The organism is Paenibacillus sp. FSL R5-192 (assembly GCF_000517845.1).
GTDB lineage: Bacteria > Bacillota > Bacilli > Paenibacillales > Paenibacillaceae > Paenibacillus > Paenibacillus amylolyticus.
On record NZ_ASPR01000043.1, the window covers coordinates 142,255 to 162,162 of the forward strand.

12 protein-coding genes are annotated in these 19,908 nt (G+C 47.9%); 2 read left to right on the forward strand and 10 right to left on the reverse strand.

From position 1 onward, the window contains the following. Positions 1–208: 208 nt before the first annotated feature. From C161_RS20890 to C161_RS20935, 10 genes are all read right to left on the reverse strand, one after another. A complete protein-coding gene (locus C161_RS20890; RefSeq protein WP_036672531.1) occupies positions 209–1,714 on the reverse strand; it encodes an alpha-glucosidase/alpha-galactosidase in 1,506 nt (501 codons plus the stop codon). Positions 1,715–1,902: 188 nt separating this feature from the next. Next, on the reverse strand, positions 1,903–2,916 hold the full coding sequence (locus tag C161_RS20895; protein ID WP_036672533.1) for an AraC family transcriptional regulator: 1,014 nt from the start codon (positions 2,914–2,916) through the stop codon (positions 1,903–1,905). Between the two features lie 357 nt (positions 2,917–3,273). After that, complete coding sequence (locus C161_RS20900; RefSeq protein WP_036672699.1) at positions 3,274–5,610, reverse strand: rhamnogalacturonan lyase; 2,337 nt, start codon at positions 5,608–5,610, stop codon at positions 3,274–3,276. A 655-nt stretch (positions 5,611–6,265) separates the two neighbouring features. After that, complete coding sequence (locus C161_RS20905) at positions 6,266–8,710, reverse strand: glycoside hydrolase family 6 protein (protein WP_200869431.1); 2,445 nt, start codon at positions 8,708–8,710, stop codon at positions 6,266–6,268. Between the two features lie 575 nt (positions 8,711–9,285). Then, positions 9,286–10,362 carry an efflux RND transporter periplasmic adaptor subunit gene (locus C161_RS20910; RefSeq protein ID WP_036672535.1) on the reverse strand — a complete coding sequence of 359 codons (1,077 nt, stop codon included), beginning with the start codon at positions 10,360–10,362 and terminating at the stop codon, positions 9,286–9,288. Between the two features lie 28 nt (positions 10,363–10,390). Beyond that, positions 10,391–11,761 carry an ABC transporter permease gene (locus C161_RS20915; RefSeq protein ID WP_156946143.1) on the reverse strand — a complete coding sequence of 457 codons (1,371 nt, stop codon included), beginning with the start codon at positions 11,759–11,761 and terminating at the stop codon, positions 10,391–10,393. 18 nt (positions 11,762–11,779) lie between these two features. After that, entirely contained in the window at positions 11,780–12,463 is a 684-nt protein-coding gene (locus C161_RS20920; RefSeq protein ID WP_036606319.1) for an ABC transporter ATP-binding protein, read from the reverse strand. A 385-nt stretch (positions 12,464–12,848) separates the two neighbouring features. Beyond that, positions 12,849–14,012, reverse strand: a complete 1,164-nt coding sequence (locus tag C161_RS20925) for a hypothetical protein (protein ID WP_036672536.1) — start codon at positions 14,010–14,012, stop codon at positions 12,849–12,851. Then, positions 14,009–15,475 carry a sensor histidine kinase gene (locus tag C161_RS20930; RefSeq protein WP_036672537.1) on the reverse strand — a complete coding sequence of 489 codons (1,467 nt, stop codon included), beginning with the start codon at positions 15,473–15,475 and terminating at the stop codon, positions 14,009–14,011. Before C161_RS20930 ends, C161_RS20925 begins: the two co-directional genes overlap by 4 nt. After that, complete coding sequence (locus C161_RS20935; RefSeq protein ID WP_036606313.1) at positions 15,472–16,185, reverse strand: response regulator transcription factor; 714 nt, start codon at positions 16,183–16,185, stop codon at positions 15,472–15,474. The genes C161_RS20930 and C161_RS20935 overlap by 4 nt, the downstream gene beginning before the upstream one ends. 216 nt (positions 16,186–16,401) lie before the next feature. Here C161_RS20935 and C161_RS20940 point away from each other — a divergent pair, with 216 nt between their 5' ends. Together C161_RS20940 and C161_RS20945 are read left to right on the forward strand one after the other, a co-directional pair. Continuing rightward, positions 16,402–16,878, forward strand: a complete 477-nt coding sequence (locus C161_RS20940) for an RNA polymerase sigma factor (protein ID WP_036606312.1) — start codon at positions 16,402–16,404, stop codon at positions 16,876–16,878. 222 nt (positions 16,879–17,100) lie between these two features. After that, complete coding sequence (locus C161_RS20945) at positions 17,101–19,887, forward strand: DUF5689 domain-containing protein (RefSeq protein WP_051449864.1); 2,787 nt, start codon at positions 17,101–17,103, stop codon at positions 19,885–19,887. Positions 19,888–19,908: the final 21 nt, after the last annotated feature.

The window sequence follows — 19,908 nt, forward strand, 5'->3', positions numbered from 1 at the left end:
CACCCTCAACTCTTTGCGAGAAGGTTCATTCCAGTTAGCGCAGGAAAAAGGTACTCATTATTATGGAGCCTTTGCCCGCTGGACTTCCCCTCAAAATTCCCAGGTTTCCTTGGGTGATACCTCTTTTGCCTTTGTTATCCGTGGTGTCGAAAAAAAATAGAAACAAACAGGGCCCCTCCATTTCGGAGAGGCCCTTACGCATTTTTATCTATTGCTGCACTTTCTCGCGATCTTTCCCTTTATCGGATTCCCCCGCGTTTTTGTTCGCGGCATCGCGATCCTGCTGCATCTCTTCCACTGTTTTCACCTTCAGACGTGCTGCACCTTCATATTCATTTGTTGGAATCAAGTCACCTGCAGCAAGTCTTGCTTCTGCAGCTGCAATCGCATCTCCGTACTGCGGCAACCACTCGGCCTGTGCAACGAGCATCTCGTCGACCATCTGCCAAATTTCTTTTGGATTACACACGGCACCCACCAGCGGGTCCATCATGAACGCCTGACGAAGTAATTTGTCATCTCCGTTGACCGCTGCTTCAACCGCGAGGCGTTGCACGGAAATGCTCACATTACATACCGCAGCCGGACCAAGTGGCAGATCGCCTACATGTGGCATGGAGATGCCGTTGCGGTCCACATATCCCGGTGCTTCAATAATAGCATCATCTGGCAGGTTAGAGATTACTCCATTGTTAACGGTATTGAAATGTCCACGATAGACACGTCCCGTCTCCAGTCCCTCGATAATATATGAACCGTGCTCCTCGCCCCGTTTTTCCGGAATGAATTGCATCGGTTCATCCTTCATCCAGTTAGGAAAATCAGTCTCGAACCAGTTGCGCCCCTCGGTACATACCCGCAGATACCCACCTGTCTCTCCGTTAATCCAATTGCCGAGGTCGATCCATTCGTTAATCTCTTCCGGACGTTTGCGGTACCACGGCACATATTCACTCAGATGACCATTCGATTCTGTACTGTAATATCCGAACCGGCGTAGCATATCGATCCGCACTTTCTCAGTACGGCTATACTCCGGATGTTTCTCGAAGGCTTCGAGCAGGTCACCTGTAAGGTCTTTACCTTCATGAGAAGCCTGAATATACCAGGTCTGATGGTTGATGCCGGCACAGACAATATCCACTTCACTCTTTTTCAATCCAAAAGCTTCCGCAATCTGATGATGACCATGCTGTACGCCATGACACAGTCCGATCGTCCGTACACCACCGTACTTGTTGCAAGCCCATGTCAGCATCGCCATCGGATTGGAATAGTTCAAGAGCAGCACGTCGGGTGCGCTCTGTTCACGAATATCCTTACAGATGTCCAGCATCTCGGCGATTCCCCGTTGTCCGTACATAATGCCGCCTGCACACAGCGTATCGCCGACACATTGGTCTACCCCATATTTCAGTGGAATATCTACATCTGTTGCAAATGCTTCCAGTCCCCCAACACGAATCGTACACAGTACATACTTTGCATCTTTCAATGCTTCTTTACGATCTGTTGTCGGCTGAATCTGAATATTCAATCCATTCTCACGGATATCCCGCTGACACAGCTCAGTCACCATGTCCAGATTGTGCTGGTTAATATCGCAGAACGCAATCTCGATGTTGTTAAACTCGGGTACCGTGAGCAAATCCCTTAACAATCCCCGTGTAAATCCGATACTTCCTGCCCCGATAAACGCCACTTTAAAAGACATCCCTATGTCCTCCCTTAATCCGAATCTTTCGCTTCGGTTAATGACTCTCTTCATGAAATCATTGTACCAACCGCTTATAGGGAAGCGTTATCAAAATCATGACCTGTTCAAGATCTTGTTGTCAAAAATCCTAACTTTTACGCGCTAGCTCCAATAATCCAGTTGTATTCGAAATAACTGCAATCGGCTCATTCATCGGACGGGTACTGACTGACATGTCGTTCCATAGAGGAGCGAAATTCAACCGGCGTACGACCTGTATATTTTTTGAACAACATATGAAAATACTGACGACTGCCTACTCCAACATAGTCGGAGATTTCCGAAATAGGAATATTCGTCTGCTGAAGCAGCATCTTGGCCTTCTCCATGCGAAGCATCGTCAGGTAGTCGGTAGGTGTGCGCTGCGTGTGCTGACGAAAAATACGATGTAAATAGCCTGGATGCAGATTGACGGCTGCCGCAATATCCTTCATCTGAATGTTGCGATCCATATTGTGATGCATGAATTCAATGGTTCGTTTGACGTACAGTTCCGCCTGATCTGGCGCACTCCGGCTCATTTCTCCGCGCAGACGTGCAACACGAACCAGCAACTGGATAAACAGCGTACGCACCAGCATACCCTGTTCAGGAGACGACAGATTCCGGGCTTCGCGATGTTGTGCCCTTTCCTCTGTAGGAATAACTCCTATCGGTAAAGACGACCTTCCTTGCTCCTGCAGACCGCGCTGGTCGAGTTCCAACACCAGACTTTTCATAATGTGATACACTTCTTCCGGGTCAGGCAGTACCAGATATGGCGAAGCATTAGTGAGTAGAGTGTGGACTTCTTCCTCTTCCAGCGCGAGTTGGCGAATGGATAGCTGTCCAGGAGGCGAGTTTGAGAATGCAAACTCCACATTAAGCATCCGGCAAGGAACGCCATCTTCCACCAGTAAACGGTGCGGGACACCTGCATCTAGCATAATGAACTGTCCTTTTTTCAAAACAGCCTGCTCCGAGCCCCCATCCGGCATCTGCACATCCACCCGGCACATTCCCGAAATAATATACATGATCTCTGTGGAATCATGATGGTGATAGGACATACGATAGTTGTCCCACTGCTTGTAATAGTACGCGTAGAAACGCGGCCCGCAATCCTCTGTTCGCAATGCCTCCTGATACAGGCTTCCTGTCCAGCGCTTTGTGATGCTCATATCCATACCCCCATTCCTGCAACGATCATCCTCACTTTTCTCCATTGTAGCAATTCTGTCGGGTGGATATAAACTGTCTTGGTTAAAAGCCTCATTGTATTATTTAATTAGATAAATACTACCGAGCATCTAAACTTCAACGATGTAAAAGAATGATGTAACACGGATGGCTGGGAAAAAGCCAAGCTCTACCCGCAGATTCCAATGTAAAAAAGCTCTGAACCCCCCATGTGCCGAAACACAATGGGATTCCAGAGCTTCCAAGCTTTGATGCCAACTCTTAAAACTGACGACGCTGCGTTACGTTACAGCCTGATCATGAACACATGTTATGTTGCTATTGCTCATCCAGTCTGCTTACTTTCCGCCCTTACCTGGCGTGTAGAACTTAGGTAGCGTTACTTTGGACCAGTCCATATCCGATGCCATGTAGAAGGACGGATAGGAAGGCTGGTTGTATCCACTGTTCTGTCCGGCAATACCCACGCGATACATCGCATCATGCATGAGCGTGTACAACTTGCGGTCCGTTTTCTCGGTACTCAGATAGATACGAATCGCGGAACTGTCCGTGGTTCTCACCAGCATCTCTTCCCGCCAATCCCCGAAGATATCAGCTACAAGAGAAGGTGTACCTTTGGTGTGATTGTTAGTCAATGTGCCTGTTGCCGTCAGCAACGTGCCACGATTCCAGTCTTTGATTGTAGGTGTGACGTCGATGGCACCATCAACGATCTGTGTCGACATATCGGCAGACCAACGGATATTCATATTCGTTCCCGGCATCTGATCACTGATTTTCTCACCCTTAGCTGTCCACAAACCTACAGCCCATGTCTCCAGCCCACGGCGAGTCGGATCAACATCACCCACCATGCCGCGACCGGTATCTTTCCCCGTGTACCCACCATAGATTACTTCTCCGGTCTTCGCATCACGCAGGGAATAGCCGTATGGCGCCCACGGACCACCCTCGTGAACCATGAAAATTTCAAGTCCCGGACGATCCGGGTCGATATCTGCCACATGAAGTGCGTCCCCATGACCCAGACGGGCGATGGTTCCCGGTGCAGCACTCTCGGCAGGCATCAGGTCTGTGGAGCTGTACAGCACGCTGCCGTCATGATCAATCGTAGCGGAGCCATAGATAATCTCCTGTTTGCCGTCACCATCCACATCCGCCACACTGAAATAGTGCGCTCCCTGAGTTGTAATGGAGCCATACTGCGGATCTGTACCATCCACGCCGTGCGGTCCGTCATTGAATGGGTTCTTCATCGGTGTCCAGCCGCTATCCACTTTCCATTCCTTCTTCAGCTTCTTGCCGTCCCAATTGTAGGCAACCATCGTCGAACGTGTGTAGTATCCGCGTGCAAAGATTGCAGACGGCTTCTTGCCGTCCAGATAAGCCACTCCGGCTAGGAAACGGTCCACTCGATTCCCGGGTTCAATCCGTGCCATCGCATAATCGCCCCACATCAGGCCATCATCATGACGCTCAGGTTCATATGGAATGGTTTCCAGCTCTTTGCCTGATTTGCCTTCAAATACCGTAACATACTCCGGTCCATCCACGATAAAACCTTCAAACTTGCGCAGCTCATTTCGGTTACTGCGTTCTACCGCGTACACATCAATGAAGTAGTCAGCCAAGCTCTCGGCATCCTGCTGAGATAATGGGTAATTATATTTTTTCTCGATTCCAAAAGCTTCTTCTAATGTTGCAGGCCAGTTCCCCTTTACAACCTCGTCGTGCTTATGCCAGTTCCTGAACATATCCACCACATGATCGTAGTAACCATCAGCACTCAAGCGATAATCATCTTCGTTCGAATACCCTGCCTTGCGATCCTGCTTGGGAAGCGTGATGTACTTCTCGGATGTTACTTTTCCTTTTTTGTTATATTTGATAATCTTCGTGCCCGGAGCGGTCTTGAACATCATCTCGGCCTTGCCATCTCCGTCAAAATCGTAAACGAGCATCTGTGTATAATGAGCACCTGCACGGATATTGACCCCAAGATCGATCCGGTACAACAACTGACCGTCCAAGGTGTAAGCATCAATGTAGGTTTTACCTGTGTATCCTTTTTGCGATACGTCCTTGGCGTTGGAAGGGTCCCATTTGACGAAAAACTCATATTGGCCATCCCCATCCACATCACCCACGCTCATGTCATTGGCGGAATACGTATAAGCTTCTCCGGCAGGCGTCACGCCATCGGCGGGTTTTTGCAGTGGAATGTCCACATAGCCGTTCGCCCAAGGTTTGACGGATGCACTGCGTTTGCTCTCCTTGCCCTTCTTGTTCACCGCTGCCACTTCATAACGGGAAGACGATTTACCCGCGGCATCTACATAGTTGGTGCTGTCGGTGACGGTAGCGATCTTTTTGCCATCACGATAGACGTTAAAGTCCGTACCTGTCAGCCCTTTGTCGCTATACCCTGTGGCCTCGTCACCAAGCAATCTCCAACTGAGAAAAACACCTTCAGATGTCGATGCAGCCACCAGTCCCCGATCCAGATATTCCAGTTGAATCTCTTTCACGTGACTGCCCCCCTTATGTGATTGCAGGCCAGCCTCCGTCGCCCCATTACCGTTCGAAGCTTCCGCTCCCGTAACGCCAGCTGTTCCTCCAATGAGCAAAGCTACGCTGAGTGCCGAAGAGAGCACCTTGGCTGCAAGTGGCATACGTGCCTTCTTGCGACCGGATTGCCGACCTGACACCGATCCCTTATGTACCGGCGCTGTTGTTTCTGAGTTCATCCACCTTCACGCTCCTTGAGACAGAATGGGTAACGCTTGTACACATCGATGATGATTAGACGTTCGATAATTCATAGAGGCCTTCTTCGAAAGAAGGTTTCAACCCGAAATGATTACGCTTACAATATTAAAAAAGAGAAATCAGCTTGCCCGACTACCAGAGTGCGGTCCCCCTTCCATTCTCTTTTCAGTCCGAGCGAGGGAATCCCGCCCATCGGGTTCTATTATAGACATCCTGTCTGCCAGACCCTAGGCAAATATCCGTCCAAAACGATTAATAATCAGTGTTTTTAGGAGTCATTAGGAAATAAGTACTTGCAACTCTGAGGGTTATCCGTTCCGGTTACGAATCGTTCTTATGATCGCTGTTATCCCCGGATTTTCTTCCATCCCCTTTCCAAGGGAAAAATCCGTTGATAAAGGCGAACGCTTCGCTTCTTCAGAATCGATTTCGTCCCCTCCACTACGTTTCTCAGTTGATCAAGAACTTCAATCTAGAATGACTCCTTGTAATGCATAGCAAAAAACCGCAATCCTCTAACACACAGAGGATTGCGGTTAAGTCAGTTACAAATAAAGTTTAAGGCTCAATACCCCATACCAGGTTTCCACCTTGGTGGAGTGTTACCTTATTCCAATCCTGGTAGGATGTTTTCGTTGGATCGAAAGAGTAGTCATTCGTCTCGTCAAAGTTGGACCAGTCTGTTTTGTACATGCGAAGCTGGATGTCTCCAGTCTGTCCACCAGCCTGAATGCTGCCAGCTGCAGATGTGAAGCTCAGCTCCACATACGAGTCTGTGAAGGTCCGCTGGATATTGGCTCCGCCAACTTGAGCGTAATCGATGGCAGAATCCATCGCAGCCGAGCCCTCTTTGGAGAAGTAATACCGGATCTTCAGATCACTCAGATTCACAGCAGTACTCCCCAGATTTTTGATGTTGAAATACGGTTTGATCTGGCTATCTTGAGCATTGGTATCTCCAGCACGATATTGCACGACAAGATCACTCGTTGGTACAACGACACTTTGAGGTGTCGCGGAAGCTACAGCGGAATTGGCACTTTGCCCTGCTGCATTCACTGCACTTACCACATAATGATACGTTGTGCCGTTCGTCAGGGCAGTGTTGGTGTAGGACGTGCCACTCACATTCGCCGCGATCGTTGTGAACGGACCTGTTGCACTCAGCGCGCGTTTCACATCATAACTTGTTGCACCTGTAGAAGCGGTCCACGTTAGGCTCACCTGTGCATTGCCTGCAGTTGCTGTGAGAGCAGTCGGTGCAGCTGGCGCCGTTACACCTGCAACAGGTGTAGCCGTTGCTGTTGCAGAGTTAACACTTTCACCTACTGCATTTGTTGCCGTTACCACATAATAATAGGTTGTACCATTGATCAGACCGGTGTTGCTGTAAGATGTTCCACTTACATTAGCTGCAACTGTTGTGAATGGACCTGATGCACTCAGTGCCCGCTTCACACTATAACTTGTAGCCCCTGTGGAAGCAGTCCACGTCAAGGAGACCTGAGCGTTACCGGCAGAAGCTGTCAATGCTGCTGGTGCTGCCGGAGCTGTTGTTCCACCCGGAGGATTGCCTCCACCGTTACTTGCAGGAAGTACAGGGAATGCGTTTTTCACCAGTGCCACGAATTGATCATGGAACCAGTGACCCGATACCGGAGCATTAGGCAACGCACCTGTTAATACACCATCCCGAGTTGTGAAGGTTGGATCACACATCCGGTCGAAACCTTTGCCTTCGTTATTCGGAATTTCGGAGCTGGAGCCATCGGATTCACCCGGAGGTTTCACCCATACATAAGCATCCAGATGCGCTGGTCCTGGTGCAGCCTTAGGTGCTTCACCAATACCTGCGCCACTGGCATTACACCAGTTCCCCCGATGCTCCCGGCGATCTACACGTCCAGAATTCACATAATCGTTGATGTTGCTGCCCGTAGCAGATGCTGGACGGTCTACCCCGCCCCACCCATTCCGGCTAGTATCAATCAGGAAACCTGTGCTGCTTGGCCAGCCAGCTTGTACGAAATCGGCATACAGCGCAGCGGTGAAATCGGTTTCGTCAAAATAAGGATTCCACTCATAAAACTTGGCAGATTTAATCGGTTGTCCACCGATATTGAGATCAGGGTTAGAGAGGTTCGGCTCCCCCAGCGGTGTAGTGTTCGCTGTATTTGTAATGAAACCATCTGCACTGCTCAAACCTGCGGCTGTTCCTTGCACAACACTTGTATACAGCGCGACTGCTGCAGAACGGTTGTTATCCCATCCAAGCCAACCGGAGTGGCCGATATCCAGATAGTTGTACACATTAGGAATGGCGTGCAGCTTGTCCAATGCATACTTCACACCCGCCTCGTAGATACCTGTTGAGCTGGCTTGCCCACAAGCTGGTGTACTCAGGTTGGTCACAAGGTTAGGCAGACTGTCCGGTTCAATGACAGCAATAATACGAATATCCTGATACTTCGGATCTGCGAAGATATCTGCGAGCACATCAATATAATCCGTTTTATAGGTCTGCAGTGCCGCCTGTGTTAGTGGAAGCTCACCATTCGATGCAAGTGCATGACAATCCCGTCCGGGCAGATTGTAAATAACAAATGAAGCCGTTATTGGTGTACCCGGTTTCTTTTGAGCGAGAACGGCATCAAGATGTTGCTCTACACTTTTGCGACCAGCGTTGTCCGTACCGCCATAGATTGCAGCAATCCGGTCAACCCATACTGCGGTTGGATACGATTTGACGGTCTCCATCTTGGCCTTCAACGACGCATCGTTGGTCAGTGCAATGGACGTATCCACGAGAGCTGAATAGTCCTCGTTCAGATAAGCGGTTGCCCCTACAAATGGATTATCCACATGTGCTTCAGCCGCCTGAGTCAAGCCTGGAGACAGTCCAGGGAAAATCCCCGCAGCGAGCAGCGTTGCTGCAAGCATTTGTTTTACACCTTTGCGCAGGATCTTCTTACCTCTCGATTTGGTTTTCAATTTAGTCTTCATAGTTCCACCTTTCCTTTAGTTAGATTGGGTTGTACTCATGTCTGATCCTCTGTGTCATTATGATGCTTAGCACGAAGAGAACGTTCGGATGAGTTGGTTGTATCACCTCCAAAAGAAATGGTTGTATCACTGGAATCTGGAGCAAACAAATGGTGTGTGAGGGCGGCGAATCATGTGAATGAGTATAATATGGTGGGTGTGGTTGAACGTGTGTTAGACATGAAGAAGTGTGAACAATGACTTATGGGATGTCTGAATCCTAAATTGGGTAAGCGCTTTCTTCAAACGGTTAAAAAAAAGGTCTTCGCCTATCCATCTACAAACATGATGTTCGGTGTCACCTCCTTATGTTCTGATTATACGACATGTAAATTTTACTGTAAATTGAATTATATAAATTTAATTATATTTTTTTTCCATAATTCAGGCAGGAATCTGGACATCCCTTGCTCCAAAAGACACACGAGGTCCATCCTGGCAATCTGCCACAATGAACCTCGTGTTTTACAATGCCGAATTAACCCTCTCGTCTAGCTAGTCACTACATATAATGTCTTGTTCTTATATTCCTACATCTAAGGCAAAACGACAATGTCTCCCGGTTTCAAGCCACTAACCACTTCCGTCTTGTCCCCCGATTCCATTCCAGCCTGGATCGTCAGCGGCTCGGTCTGTCCATTGCCTTTGTCTAACAGTACGTAAGGCTCGGTCTCATCCCGCATGATCGCGAGACTGGACACTACCGTCACTTTATCCTTCCGCATCGTCTCGATATCGCCTTCCAGACTCACGCCTCCATACATTCTGGCATCCGGCTTCAGATCAATGACCACGTCAAACTGTGAAGCTTGCTTGAGGTCCGTATCGGTACTCTTGCGGGCGAATTTGGACACCTTACTCACCTTCCCGGTGAATTGCAGGTCTTTCTGCGCTGTCATTCGCACCTTAACTGGCATGCCCACCTTGAGCCTGAACATTTCTTCCTCACCAACAATCGTCATGAATTTCAGTTTGCTGATGTTTGTAATGGACCCGATCAGCTGTCCTTCCGTCACCGCACGTGTCTTGCTATCCTCTTCATTCATCTGAAATATACCGGAAGCGGAAGCATACACAACAGACTTACTTATAACTGCCTGCTTTTTCTGTATCTCCTTCTCCTTGAGGACCAATGCTTTTTGGTTCAATTCATTCGTCAGGCGTTTACCTTCCCGATCTGCAAATGCCTTCTTGCGCTCCTCTTCCGTCACGCCAAGGGACTCACTCATATTCGCCTGATCCAGGGTAACCTGATTCATCTTGTTTTCCAGCTGAGCTTTCTCCAGATCACTCTGCAACTGTTCTACTTCCGTTTGTAACGTGGAAGTACCGAGGGTAAACAGGATATCACCTTTGCTCACCTGCTCACCACTTTTCACATGCCACTGCTTGATGTTGGAAGCATACGGAGCAAAGATATCCGTCTGATCGGTGTATACGGATTTCCCTTTCACCTGTATCGTTTGCGTCATCGTTTCCTGTGTCACATCAAAGGTAATCGGGGGTGGAATCTCTATAGGCGCCTCCGGTTTTGGCTTGTAATTTTCATACAGCCAGTACCCTGCACCTGCCAAAAGTACAACGGTGATGATGATTTTAATCCATTTCTTCATGTGCCCAATTTCCCTTTCGCTGATAAAATTACATTGATTTGATCACAGTTAATGCATTGGTCCGAGATGCGCTGATTGCCGGATATATACCTGATACAATGCCAACCAGAACAGCAAAAACGATGCCAAGTGGCAGAGCCGACTGCTGAATAACGACGGTCATCGGACCATTCATCTGATCTGCCATCTGACTCGCCAGCAGACTGTTCACCCCGCCGAGGGCAGCAAAGGCGATCCCCACACCAGCCACGCCGCCCATTAATCCAAGCATCGCTGCTTCCGTAATAAACATCTGACGGATCTGCCATAGATTTGCGCCCAGCACCTTCATCACACCAATCTGTTTACGCCGCTGATGCGTGGACATAATCATCGCTACAATAATGGATAATGAGGCCAGCAGCATGATAAAACCACCGATCCCCAATGCCGCTTTTTGGTACATCGCCAATTGACCTGCCATCGCTTCCTCCTGGAACAGATTACTCTGTGTGTTTAAAGTCAGCTTTTTAATCTGTTCTTCCACCTGGGATACATAACGTTTGTCCTCAACCTTGACCAGAGCTGAGTTAAGATGCTTGGCCGTATTGCTGTCGGCCTGCTGTAATCCAAGCTCATCCTGCAATGCACGAGCTGTATCGAGCGGCAGATATACTTTTTTATCGTTTTGAGCGCTCATATCATCCATGTTGGAAGGCTTCATCAGTTCTCCAGACACGCGTATAGAACCACTCATTTTGGTTTTACTCGCATTCGCATAATCTTCATATCGAAACTGAATACGCTGCTGCACCAACTGATCCTGCTTCGCAGACATTTCCGTAAACTGCTCCAAAAGCTCATTGTTATATGGATCAGCATTCAACTGCTCGAATAACTTCTGAGTTACTTTGGGGTCCACGAGTCCAAATGCAGCCCCATAACTGGTTACCGCCATACGACCATCCTCTGCCCCACGTCCCTCAGCATACTTGTATCCAAACCCGCCCAGGGTCTCCAGCTGGGTACCAATGACCTCAACATACGTGCTGCGACCATCCGGAAGCACCATTTCCAGCGAATCCAGCTTTAACATGGGAGCCACGGCAACAACATGGGGTAGTCTTTGGATAATCTGAATCTTTTCCAACGTCAATGCTCCCCGTTCAAACTTCGATGTCTGACCATTCCCCTTGCCGTTCCCAGTACGTATGCCTTCATTGGGCGTAATCGTGATTTCATCCATCTTGTAATTGTCGTTCAATGTTTTCTCGCTATAGGTCTGTACGGACTGCCCCACGCTAAGTGCAATGATCATGGCGGCAGAACCGATGGACAGCCCCATCATGCACAACAGTGTGACCATTTTTCTGCGAATGATCTGTCCCCAGGCCATACGTGCTACATCCCGTATTCTCACATTTCCTCTCCTTTTGCCTCAAACTTCCCTTACAGCCTCTTCAACCAATATTCCATGTTGCAGTGTAAGCACAACTTGCATCTGCTCCGCGACCTCTGCTTCATGTGTCACAATGACAAAGGTTGTATTCATATCCCGGTTAAGCTGCTGCAAAATCGCAATAATCTCTTCCTCCGTCTCGGTATCCAGATTCCCGGTAGGCTCATCTGCAAAGATCACCGAGGGTTCAGTAATGAGCGAACGTGCAATACTGACACGTTGTTGTTGACCGCCCGACAACTGGGACGGGAACAACTTTGTTTTTTCACCCAATCCAACCTGTTCCAACAGCTTCAATGCTTTTGCTTTGCGTTTCGAAGGGCTTATCCCCATAAACACCAAGGGTAATTCTACATTTTCCCGGATCGTAAGATTGGACAGCAGTTCATAGGATTGAAAAATAAACCCGATATGACTGCGCCTGAACTCAGCCAGGCGATTCTCACTGAAACGTACAATATCTTGTCCCGCAATTAGAATCTTGCCCTGATCCGGTTTCATCAGCCCCGCCATCAGATTCAGCAGTGTGGATTTACCCGAACCAGAACTGCCCAGCAGGGCTACCATCTTGCCTTCTCCAATCGTCAGGTTGATATCCTGAAGCACCGGCACGGTTCCCTGACCATTGCGGAACGAGTGGGATAATTGTTCAACTTGAAGCATTACTACATTTCTTCCTTTCTACTTGCTAAATATGTACAGAGGTTGTTCAAAAAAGCCCGCTTTTGATTACGAAGGATGTCTAATGACATCATCAACATCGAATATAGAATTCAGCCGAAATGTCCGTTGCTCACGTAGTTTTCCCTACGCTCTGCTACTCCATTTCTAGCTTCATCCCATCTTCTCAGTACTGAAAACCAGTTTTTTTGAACTTGTATGTATAGATTCGCGTAGCACATTCCCTTATCATTATAGGGTGGAGATGTATCCGGGCTGGCCCGAGTTGTATCCAACTTGTAACATGTCATAACAAAAAAAGACCTTGTCCACAGAGCAGCTATCGCTCCATCAGACCAAGGTCTTATATTCGTATACCTTCCGCAGCTTACCAGGCTCTGAAACTAAAGCGGTACATTTCACTTTTATCCACTGAGCTGCTTACAGCAAATAATTCATCGTCATTCCATTTCAGACTGATGAAGTTATCAATATTGCGATAGATCACCGTATCCGACGAAATCTTGCTGTCATTCAGGTAGGCAACATGCAACTCATTTTTCTGATTCTGAATATCCATTGGATAAAAGTAAGCGATTCGCGATTCATCTGCATCCAGTTCGAAGTTCCAGATGGAACCTTGTAATACCAAATCATACTGCTCCTCCGATGCGTGATACCGATACAGCCCCTGAACCTTATTCATCGTTCCCTGGATGAGCATGTCACCATTTTTCAGCAACTTGTACTGTTGGATGTCTTCCATTGCAGCATACGCCTTCACTTCATGCTCATCCTCAAGCGATACACGATAGATGGCATACTTGTCTTTCAGCATCACCAGTATATAAAACTGTTGGTGATCCTCACTGACCTGCAACACATCCATAACGATAAACGTATCACTCGAACCTTTCCCTTGTTTTGGTCCTGTGAACATGCCCATCAGCTCATCATACGTGTAGATGACTTGACTCGTCCCCTGGCTCAGATCGACTTGTTTAAATAAAAGATCATCCTGACCGATGTAGGATTCATTCCCTACAAACACTCGATAATACGAGTTGTCGTTCGGAAGCTTGCGACGTTCCCCGCTCTGAATCATATACTCATACGTTGTCTTCTGCGTCTGACCTGACCGATACTGGGAGTAAATGATCTTCTTGTGGTCTGGGCTGATCGTTATGCCGTAATCCGTATTAGCCGCAATGTTCTTCACTTCCTTATCATCCAGATGCAGGAGAGACAGCTTGAGTCCTGAATAGGAAAATTCCGGCTGATTTAATATAATCGTGTTCCGGTCTACCACTTCAAAATCAAAGATCGCAAAGTCATTTGGAATCTTGGTAGCCGACTCGATCTGAATCGTACTGCTCGGTGGTGGCGCCAGACGGCTGTTGAATTGCTCACTTGGCAAAATCACCGTTCTTGGTTTGAGATTTCCAAGACTGAACAGGCTCCCAATCCCGAAAATTCCGCTGACAAATGCGATCAACAACCCTGACAGCATCAATCTATCACGGTTTTTACGCCAAAATCCAGAATGTCTCATGCGTTCATTTCCCCCGGAAGACTGATATTCACTTGTGTCCCTTCCCGCATGATGCTCTTCATCTCCACTGTTCCTCCATGACGCTCAACGATGTTCTTCACAATAGACAGCCCCAGCCCGGCACTGCCTTTCTCGGCCCTGTTAATTCCTTTATCCTGGTAAAAGGGTTCAAATACATGCTGGAGCGCTTCAGCACCGATTCCTTCCCCCTGATCACGGATCACAATAGCAATGGACTCACCTAACCGGAAGGATTGTACTTCGATAATGGAGTTCACATCACTGTACTTGACCGAATTATCCAGGATGTTGAGGAAGACCTCTTTCAACTTATCCCGATCTCCCTGTACATACTGATGTTCCTCCAGCTCATAGTGAATGCCTATATTGTACTTGCTCGCCTTAATCGACATGTCCTCACAAGCTTCGCGAATAATATCTGATATATCGATACGTTCGAACCGGTATGCCTGAATGACCGCAGAGGAGACCGAGACCTCCAGAATATCCGCAACCATCGTGTTGAGACGCTGGCTTTCCTTGATGATATAATTCATGCCCTTGTCAAAAAAGTCCTGGTCGGTAAATCCGTTATCCCGTAAAATCTGGGCGTATCCCAGAATCGTCGTTAAGGGTGTCTTCAATTCATGTGTCACATTGTCAAAAAAGACTTTGCTTCTCGCCTGTACTTGCTTCACTTCGTCTCGCTCTCGCTCAATCACATCAATCTGCTCCCGAACCCGATCAATCATGACGGTGAAGCTTGAAGCCAGTTCACCGATCTCATCCTTGGTTGTAATCTGAATGTCCGCATTCAGACTTCCCTGGGCCACTTCTGCAGAACGTTTTGTCAGTACACGGATGGGTTGTGTAATTTTCCGGGAAATAAAGATGGATGCGATAAATACAAATACGAAAATAACTGCTGCAAAAAACTTGATTGTATTTTGAAAACGAAGGTTGCGTTTGAACAATTCCGTGTAATCCTTCTTCATCTGTACGATTCCAATCAATTGTTGATCCATCTGGAGAGGGAAGGACAGACTGGCTGTGACCCGACCCTTATCCACAACTGTGGTGTAAGCAATCCGGGAATGTACGGCTTCCTCCACATCAGGATGGTCAGACCGCTTAGCAACGTTAACCTCGCTGCCAACAGATTCGTATGGCGAAGCATCGGGGCGATATACTATAATCTCCCCACCAACGGCTGATCCAATCTGCTCCGCGAGCTCGCGACTCCCTGCTTCGAGCGAGTCTCTGCTCATGCGTTTGTTATGTATCAGAAAGTACTGATTCAGCGCGATGTCCAGATTTCTTTTGGATTGCACCATATCCTCATGCACTTCCCGGTACATATTCTCCTGGGCTACCTTATTGGACAGAATCAACAGGACGGAGAATCCGATAAATACAATGACCGAGAACAGCACCACCATTTTGAACTGGATCGTCCACTTCATGTCTGTACCTGAATATTCAGCTTGTACCCCACACCGAATACCGTTTCAATCATCGAAATGCCTTGCACACCACTATCCAGTTTCTTGCGAATCCGTTGTACATGAATGTCCACCGTTCGGGTATCCCCTGCAAAATCAAATCCCCATACCTTGTCCAGTAGTTCAGAACGTGTATGCACCTTGCGATGATGGGTCACGAGAAATAACAACAGATCGTATTCTTTATTCGTGAGTCCTGCCCGTTCCCCGTCTTTCCACACTTCCCGTTCATCCTTGCGGATCTCAATATGCTTGCCTAGCCTTACCACCTCATAGGACTGATTCTCCAGTGTCTCGCTGATCAGATCAATCCGGCGAAAAATCGCCCGAATGCGCGCAACCACCTCACGGATATCAAAAGGCTTCGTGATATAGTCATCCGCCCCAAGCTCCATGCCAAGTACCTTGTCCAACATGTCCGACTTCGCAGTGATCATGATGACAGGTATCTTGGAGTTCACAGATAGTTGCCTGCACACATCAAAACCGCTCATATCTGGCAGCATCAGATCCAGCAGGATCAGATCCGGCTTCGAATCCCGAAGCAGATCCAGACCTTCTTTTCCCGTAGCTGCTTCCTTGATCTCAAATCCTTCCTTACGTAACGAATAGGACAAAATATCGCGAATGGACTCCTCGTCCTCAATAATTAAAATCTCTTTTTGTCTCATGATACTTTCGTAATCTCCCTGCTCTATGAATTTCCTTCATCTGCCTTTATTTTGTATCCCAAGCGGTATGCTTGAATAGAGGGAAGCACGAAATGTTACAACTCCGATACAACTCTGAACCTTTTGGAAACAACCACCCGATATACTTGGATCATAAAGAGACTCATACCAGACCGGACCCAAGCCTGATCTGTATCCAAGGGGGATTCACATCATATGAACAGCACACAAATTAATGATGCTTATATCAACTATAAATCAGAAATCACAAGGTATCTATCCCATATCGTCAAACAACCGCAAGACGCAGAAGATTTGGCACAGGATTGTTTCATTCGACTAATGAACGTTACCGTGGATATCCCTGAAGATCGCATTCTCTATTATCTCAAACGCATTGCCCGTAACCTGGCGATGGACAGCTTCCGCAGGCGGACCCGTACACTCAGACGAGACAGCCGTCTGGAGGTACCTACCCATCACGTCGATACATCCCACCTTGAAATTAGCGAAGGTGTTCATGATCTTGTTTCCCATATCAACAACACCGAACATCGTAAAATATTAGAACTTCGCCTCATCCATGGATACTCCATTAAGGAAACGGCAGAGCTGGTGAATCGCAGTGAAGGCATGATTAAATCCTCTGTCTTCCATGCCGTCAATCGAATTCGGGCCAAAGTCATCTCATAAGAGATGGCTTTTTATTTGCGTAAAATCAATATGTACGCAGAATTGGATGGATTATGACGGGACCGAAATACCTATGGATATGTCAAAAGACCCAATTTTACAAATATCGAGTTAATTTTTACAAATTGTTATGACTATGTGAGATTTTCATGTGGTAGAATATGGACGAACTCATGAATCAACTAATATTTGGGAGGGATTTGGTTGGGTAAATTAACAGGTATGCGAGGAGTATTTTTAAAATCACTCCTGGCATTGTCCATGGCTTTGCCGCTTCAGGTCGGATTATGGAACGGAGATGCATCGGTTCATGCGGAAGGACCGACAGACCCGGCACCGTTCATCCAGGCAAAGGTTGTGAACCAAAATGCAGGTAAAAAAGTATTGTTCGACAACTCTCACGGCCAGACGGCTGGAGCTGCAGACTGGGTCATTGATGGAGGTTTCTCCGACTTCGGGAATGCACTCGCGAATGATGGTTACTATGTCAAAGAACTTCGCAAGACAACTCCATTTACCTATGATGATCTGAAAGAGTATAACGTATTCGTTATTGCAGAGCCTCAAATTCCTTTCAAAACATCCGAACAAGCAGCACTGAAACAATATGTTGAAACGGGCGGCAGCATCTTCTTTGTTGGAGATCACTATAATGCAGACCGTAATAAAAACCGCTGGGATGGCTCTGAAGTCATCAACGGCTATCGTCGGGGAGCATTCGAAGATCCGGCCAAAGGTATGAGCACCGATGAGCGTAATTCTGAAGCGATGCAAAATGTAACCGGCTCGGACTGGTTGTCCGATAACTTCGGCGTACGTTTCCGCTATAACGCACTTGGCGATATCAACGCCAATATCGTTGTACCGGCAGATCAAGCCTTCGGCATCACAGAAGGCGTATCGGCTGTAGCCATGCACGCCGGTTCAACACTTGCAATCACCGATCCGGAAAAGGCAAAAGGTATTGTGTACCTGCCAAAAACCAACGCAAAATGGAATAACGCGGTAGACCAAGGTGTCTACAACGGCGGCGGGATTGAAGAAGGTCCTTACGTGGCTGTATCCAAGCTGGGCGCAGGTAAAGCTGCCTTCATCGGTGACTCCTCTCCAGTAGAAGATGCATCACCAAAATACTTGCGTGAAGAGACAGGCACACGCAAAACAACTTATGACGGTTTTAAAGAAGCCGATGATGCCGTGTTGCTCGTGAACACCGTAAACTGGCTCGCTACACAAGAGAACTACACAAGCTTAACTGAAGTGAACGGACTTGAACTGGACACAGCTACAGCGCTGTTGCCATTCGAAGAGCCGGCTGCTTCCACAGAACCACAGGCTGAACCTTGGTCCGCACCTGCTGCCGGATATAAGTGGTACGATCGTTCCACGTTCAAGGCTGGTTCTTACGGTGGCCCTGCATCCAGTGCGAACGCTGCATACAGCTTCGTGAAACAGGATACTCTTCCGAATGCAGAAGACTTCCAGATTCGTGTAGTTGTGGAGAATATGGCTCCAAACACAACCGTATCCGGTTATAGTGCCGGTATCTATCTGACTGGCGGAACACAGGTCGCCATGATCCAGAATGAAAGTGGTACTTGGCCAACTTCGTACGGCTATAGTTCCACATTCAGTGTAACCTCGGACAGCCAAGGTCGCGGGATCAAAGATCTGAACGTCCGGATCAAACCAGGTACAACTGGCGCTGCCAGCTTGCGTCTGCGTCTGAATGGCAGCAACCTGATCACCAATGCCGTGACTGTTGGCAATGTGCCAGCAGAACAGCTTCCGGAAGAAGAAGGACCGATTCCAGCAGCTATCACAGTTGCTGAAGCACGCACCAAAGCTGCTGGCACTACCGTAACCATCGAAGGTGTTGTGACGACAGAGCCAGGTGCATTTGGTGGACAAGCCTTCTATCTTCAAGATGAAACTGCCGGAATCTACGTATTCCAGCACACTAGCGGCTTCCATGCTGGTGACAAGGTGAAAGTAACAGCAGCAACAACCATCTATAACAGCGAGTTCGAGCTTACCGATATCGTTGCGATTGAGAAAACAGGTACGGCTTCCGTACCTGCTCCAATCGAGGTTACTGCAATTACAGATGCGAACCAAGGTCAACTGGTTCAATTGAAAAATGTAACGATTGAGAATATCATCAGTGCTACACCAGTTGGATCTTTTGAATTCGACGCGGTAGCAGCAGATGGAACGAGCACACACATCCGTGTAGACACCCGTACAGGTGTGACGGAGACTTCCTTCCCTTATGCTGCTGGTGACAAAATCGATATCACAGGCGTTTCCGCTATTTTCAAAGATGTATATCAATTGAAACCTAGAAGTTTGAATGATTTTGTACCTGCTGAAGAGCAAGGTGGCGGCGAAGTGCCTTCCACTCCAGCTGCAGGAGCACCGGGTAAACCGGTGCTTTCTTCTGATAATGGATATACCACTGGCCTGTTCGAAGGTTCGTACAACGTAAGCATGAACCTCTGGTGGGGTGAAAACGGTTCTGAGTACAAACTGTATGAGAATGGCGTTCTGATCGATACGCAGAAGTTGACTGCGGCTTCACCATCGGCTCAGTCCTCCAAAACCGCCATTACAGGCAAAGCCAACGGCACGTATACCTACGTAGCCGAACTGACCAATGACAAAGGCACAACACGCAGTGACGTGCTGACGGTACAAGTAACCAATGCCGCTCCAGGCAAAGCTACGTTGTCCCAAAACAACTGGGATGGTGACGGCAACTACAACGTATCCATGAACCTCTGGTGGGGTACAAACGCAACCGAATACCGTCTCTACGAGAATGATGTATTGATTGATACACAAGCGTTGAACGCGGCAACACCAGCTTCTCAAAATGCTACAACTGAATTATCGGGTCGCGCTAACGGAACGTATACGTACCGTGCTGAGCTGATCAACGCTGCAGGCGTAACCAGCACAGAGACAATTACGGTTCAAGTTACTAAAGCTTTGCCTTTGGCTAGCTAAGTCTCAGCTAAGAAGCCTAAC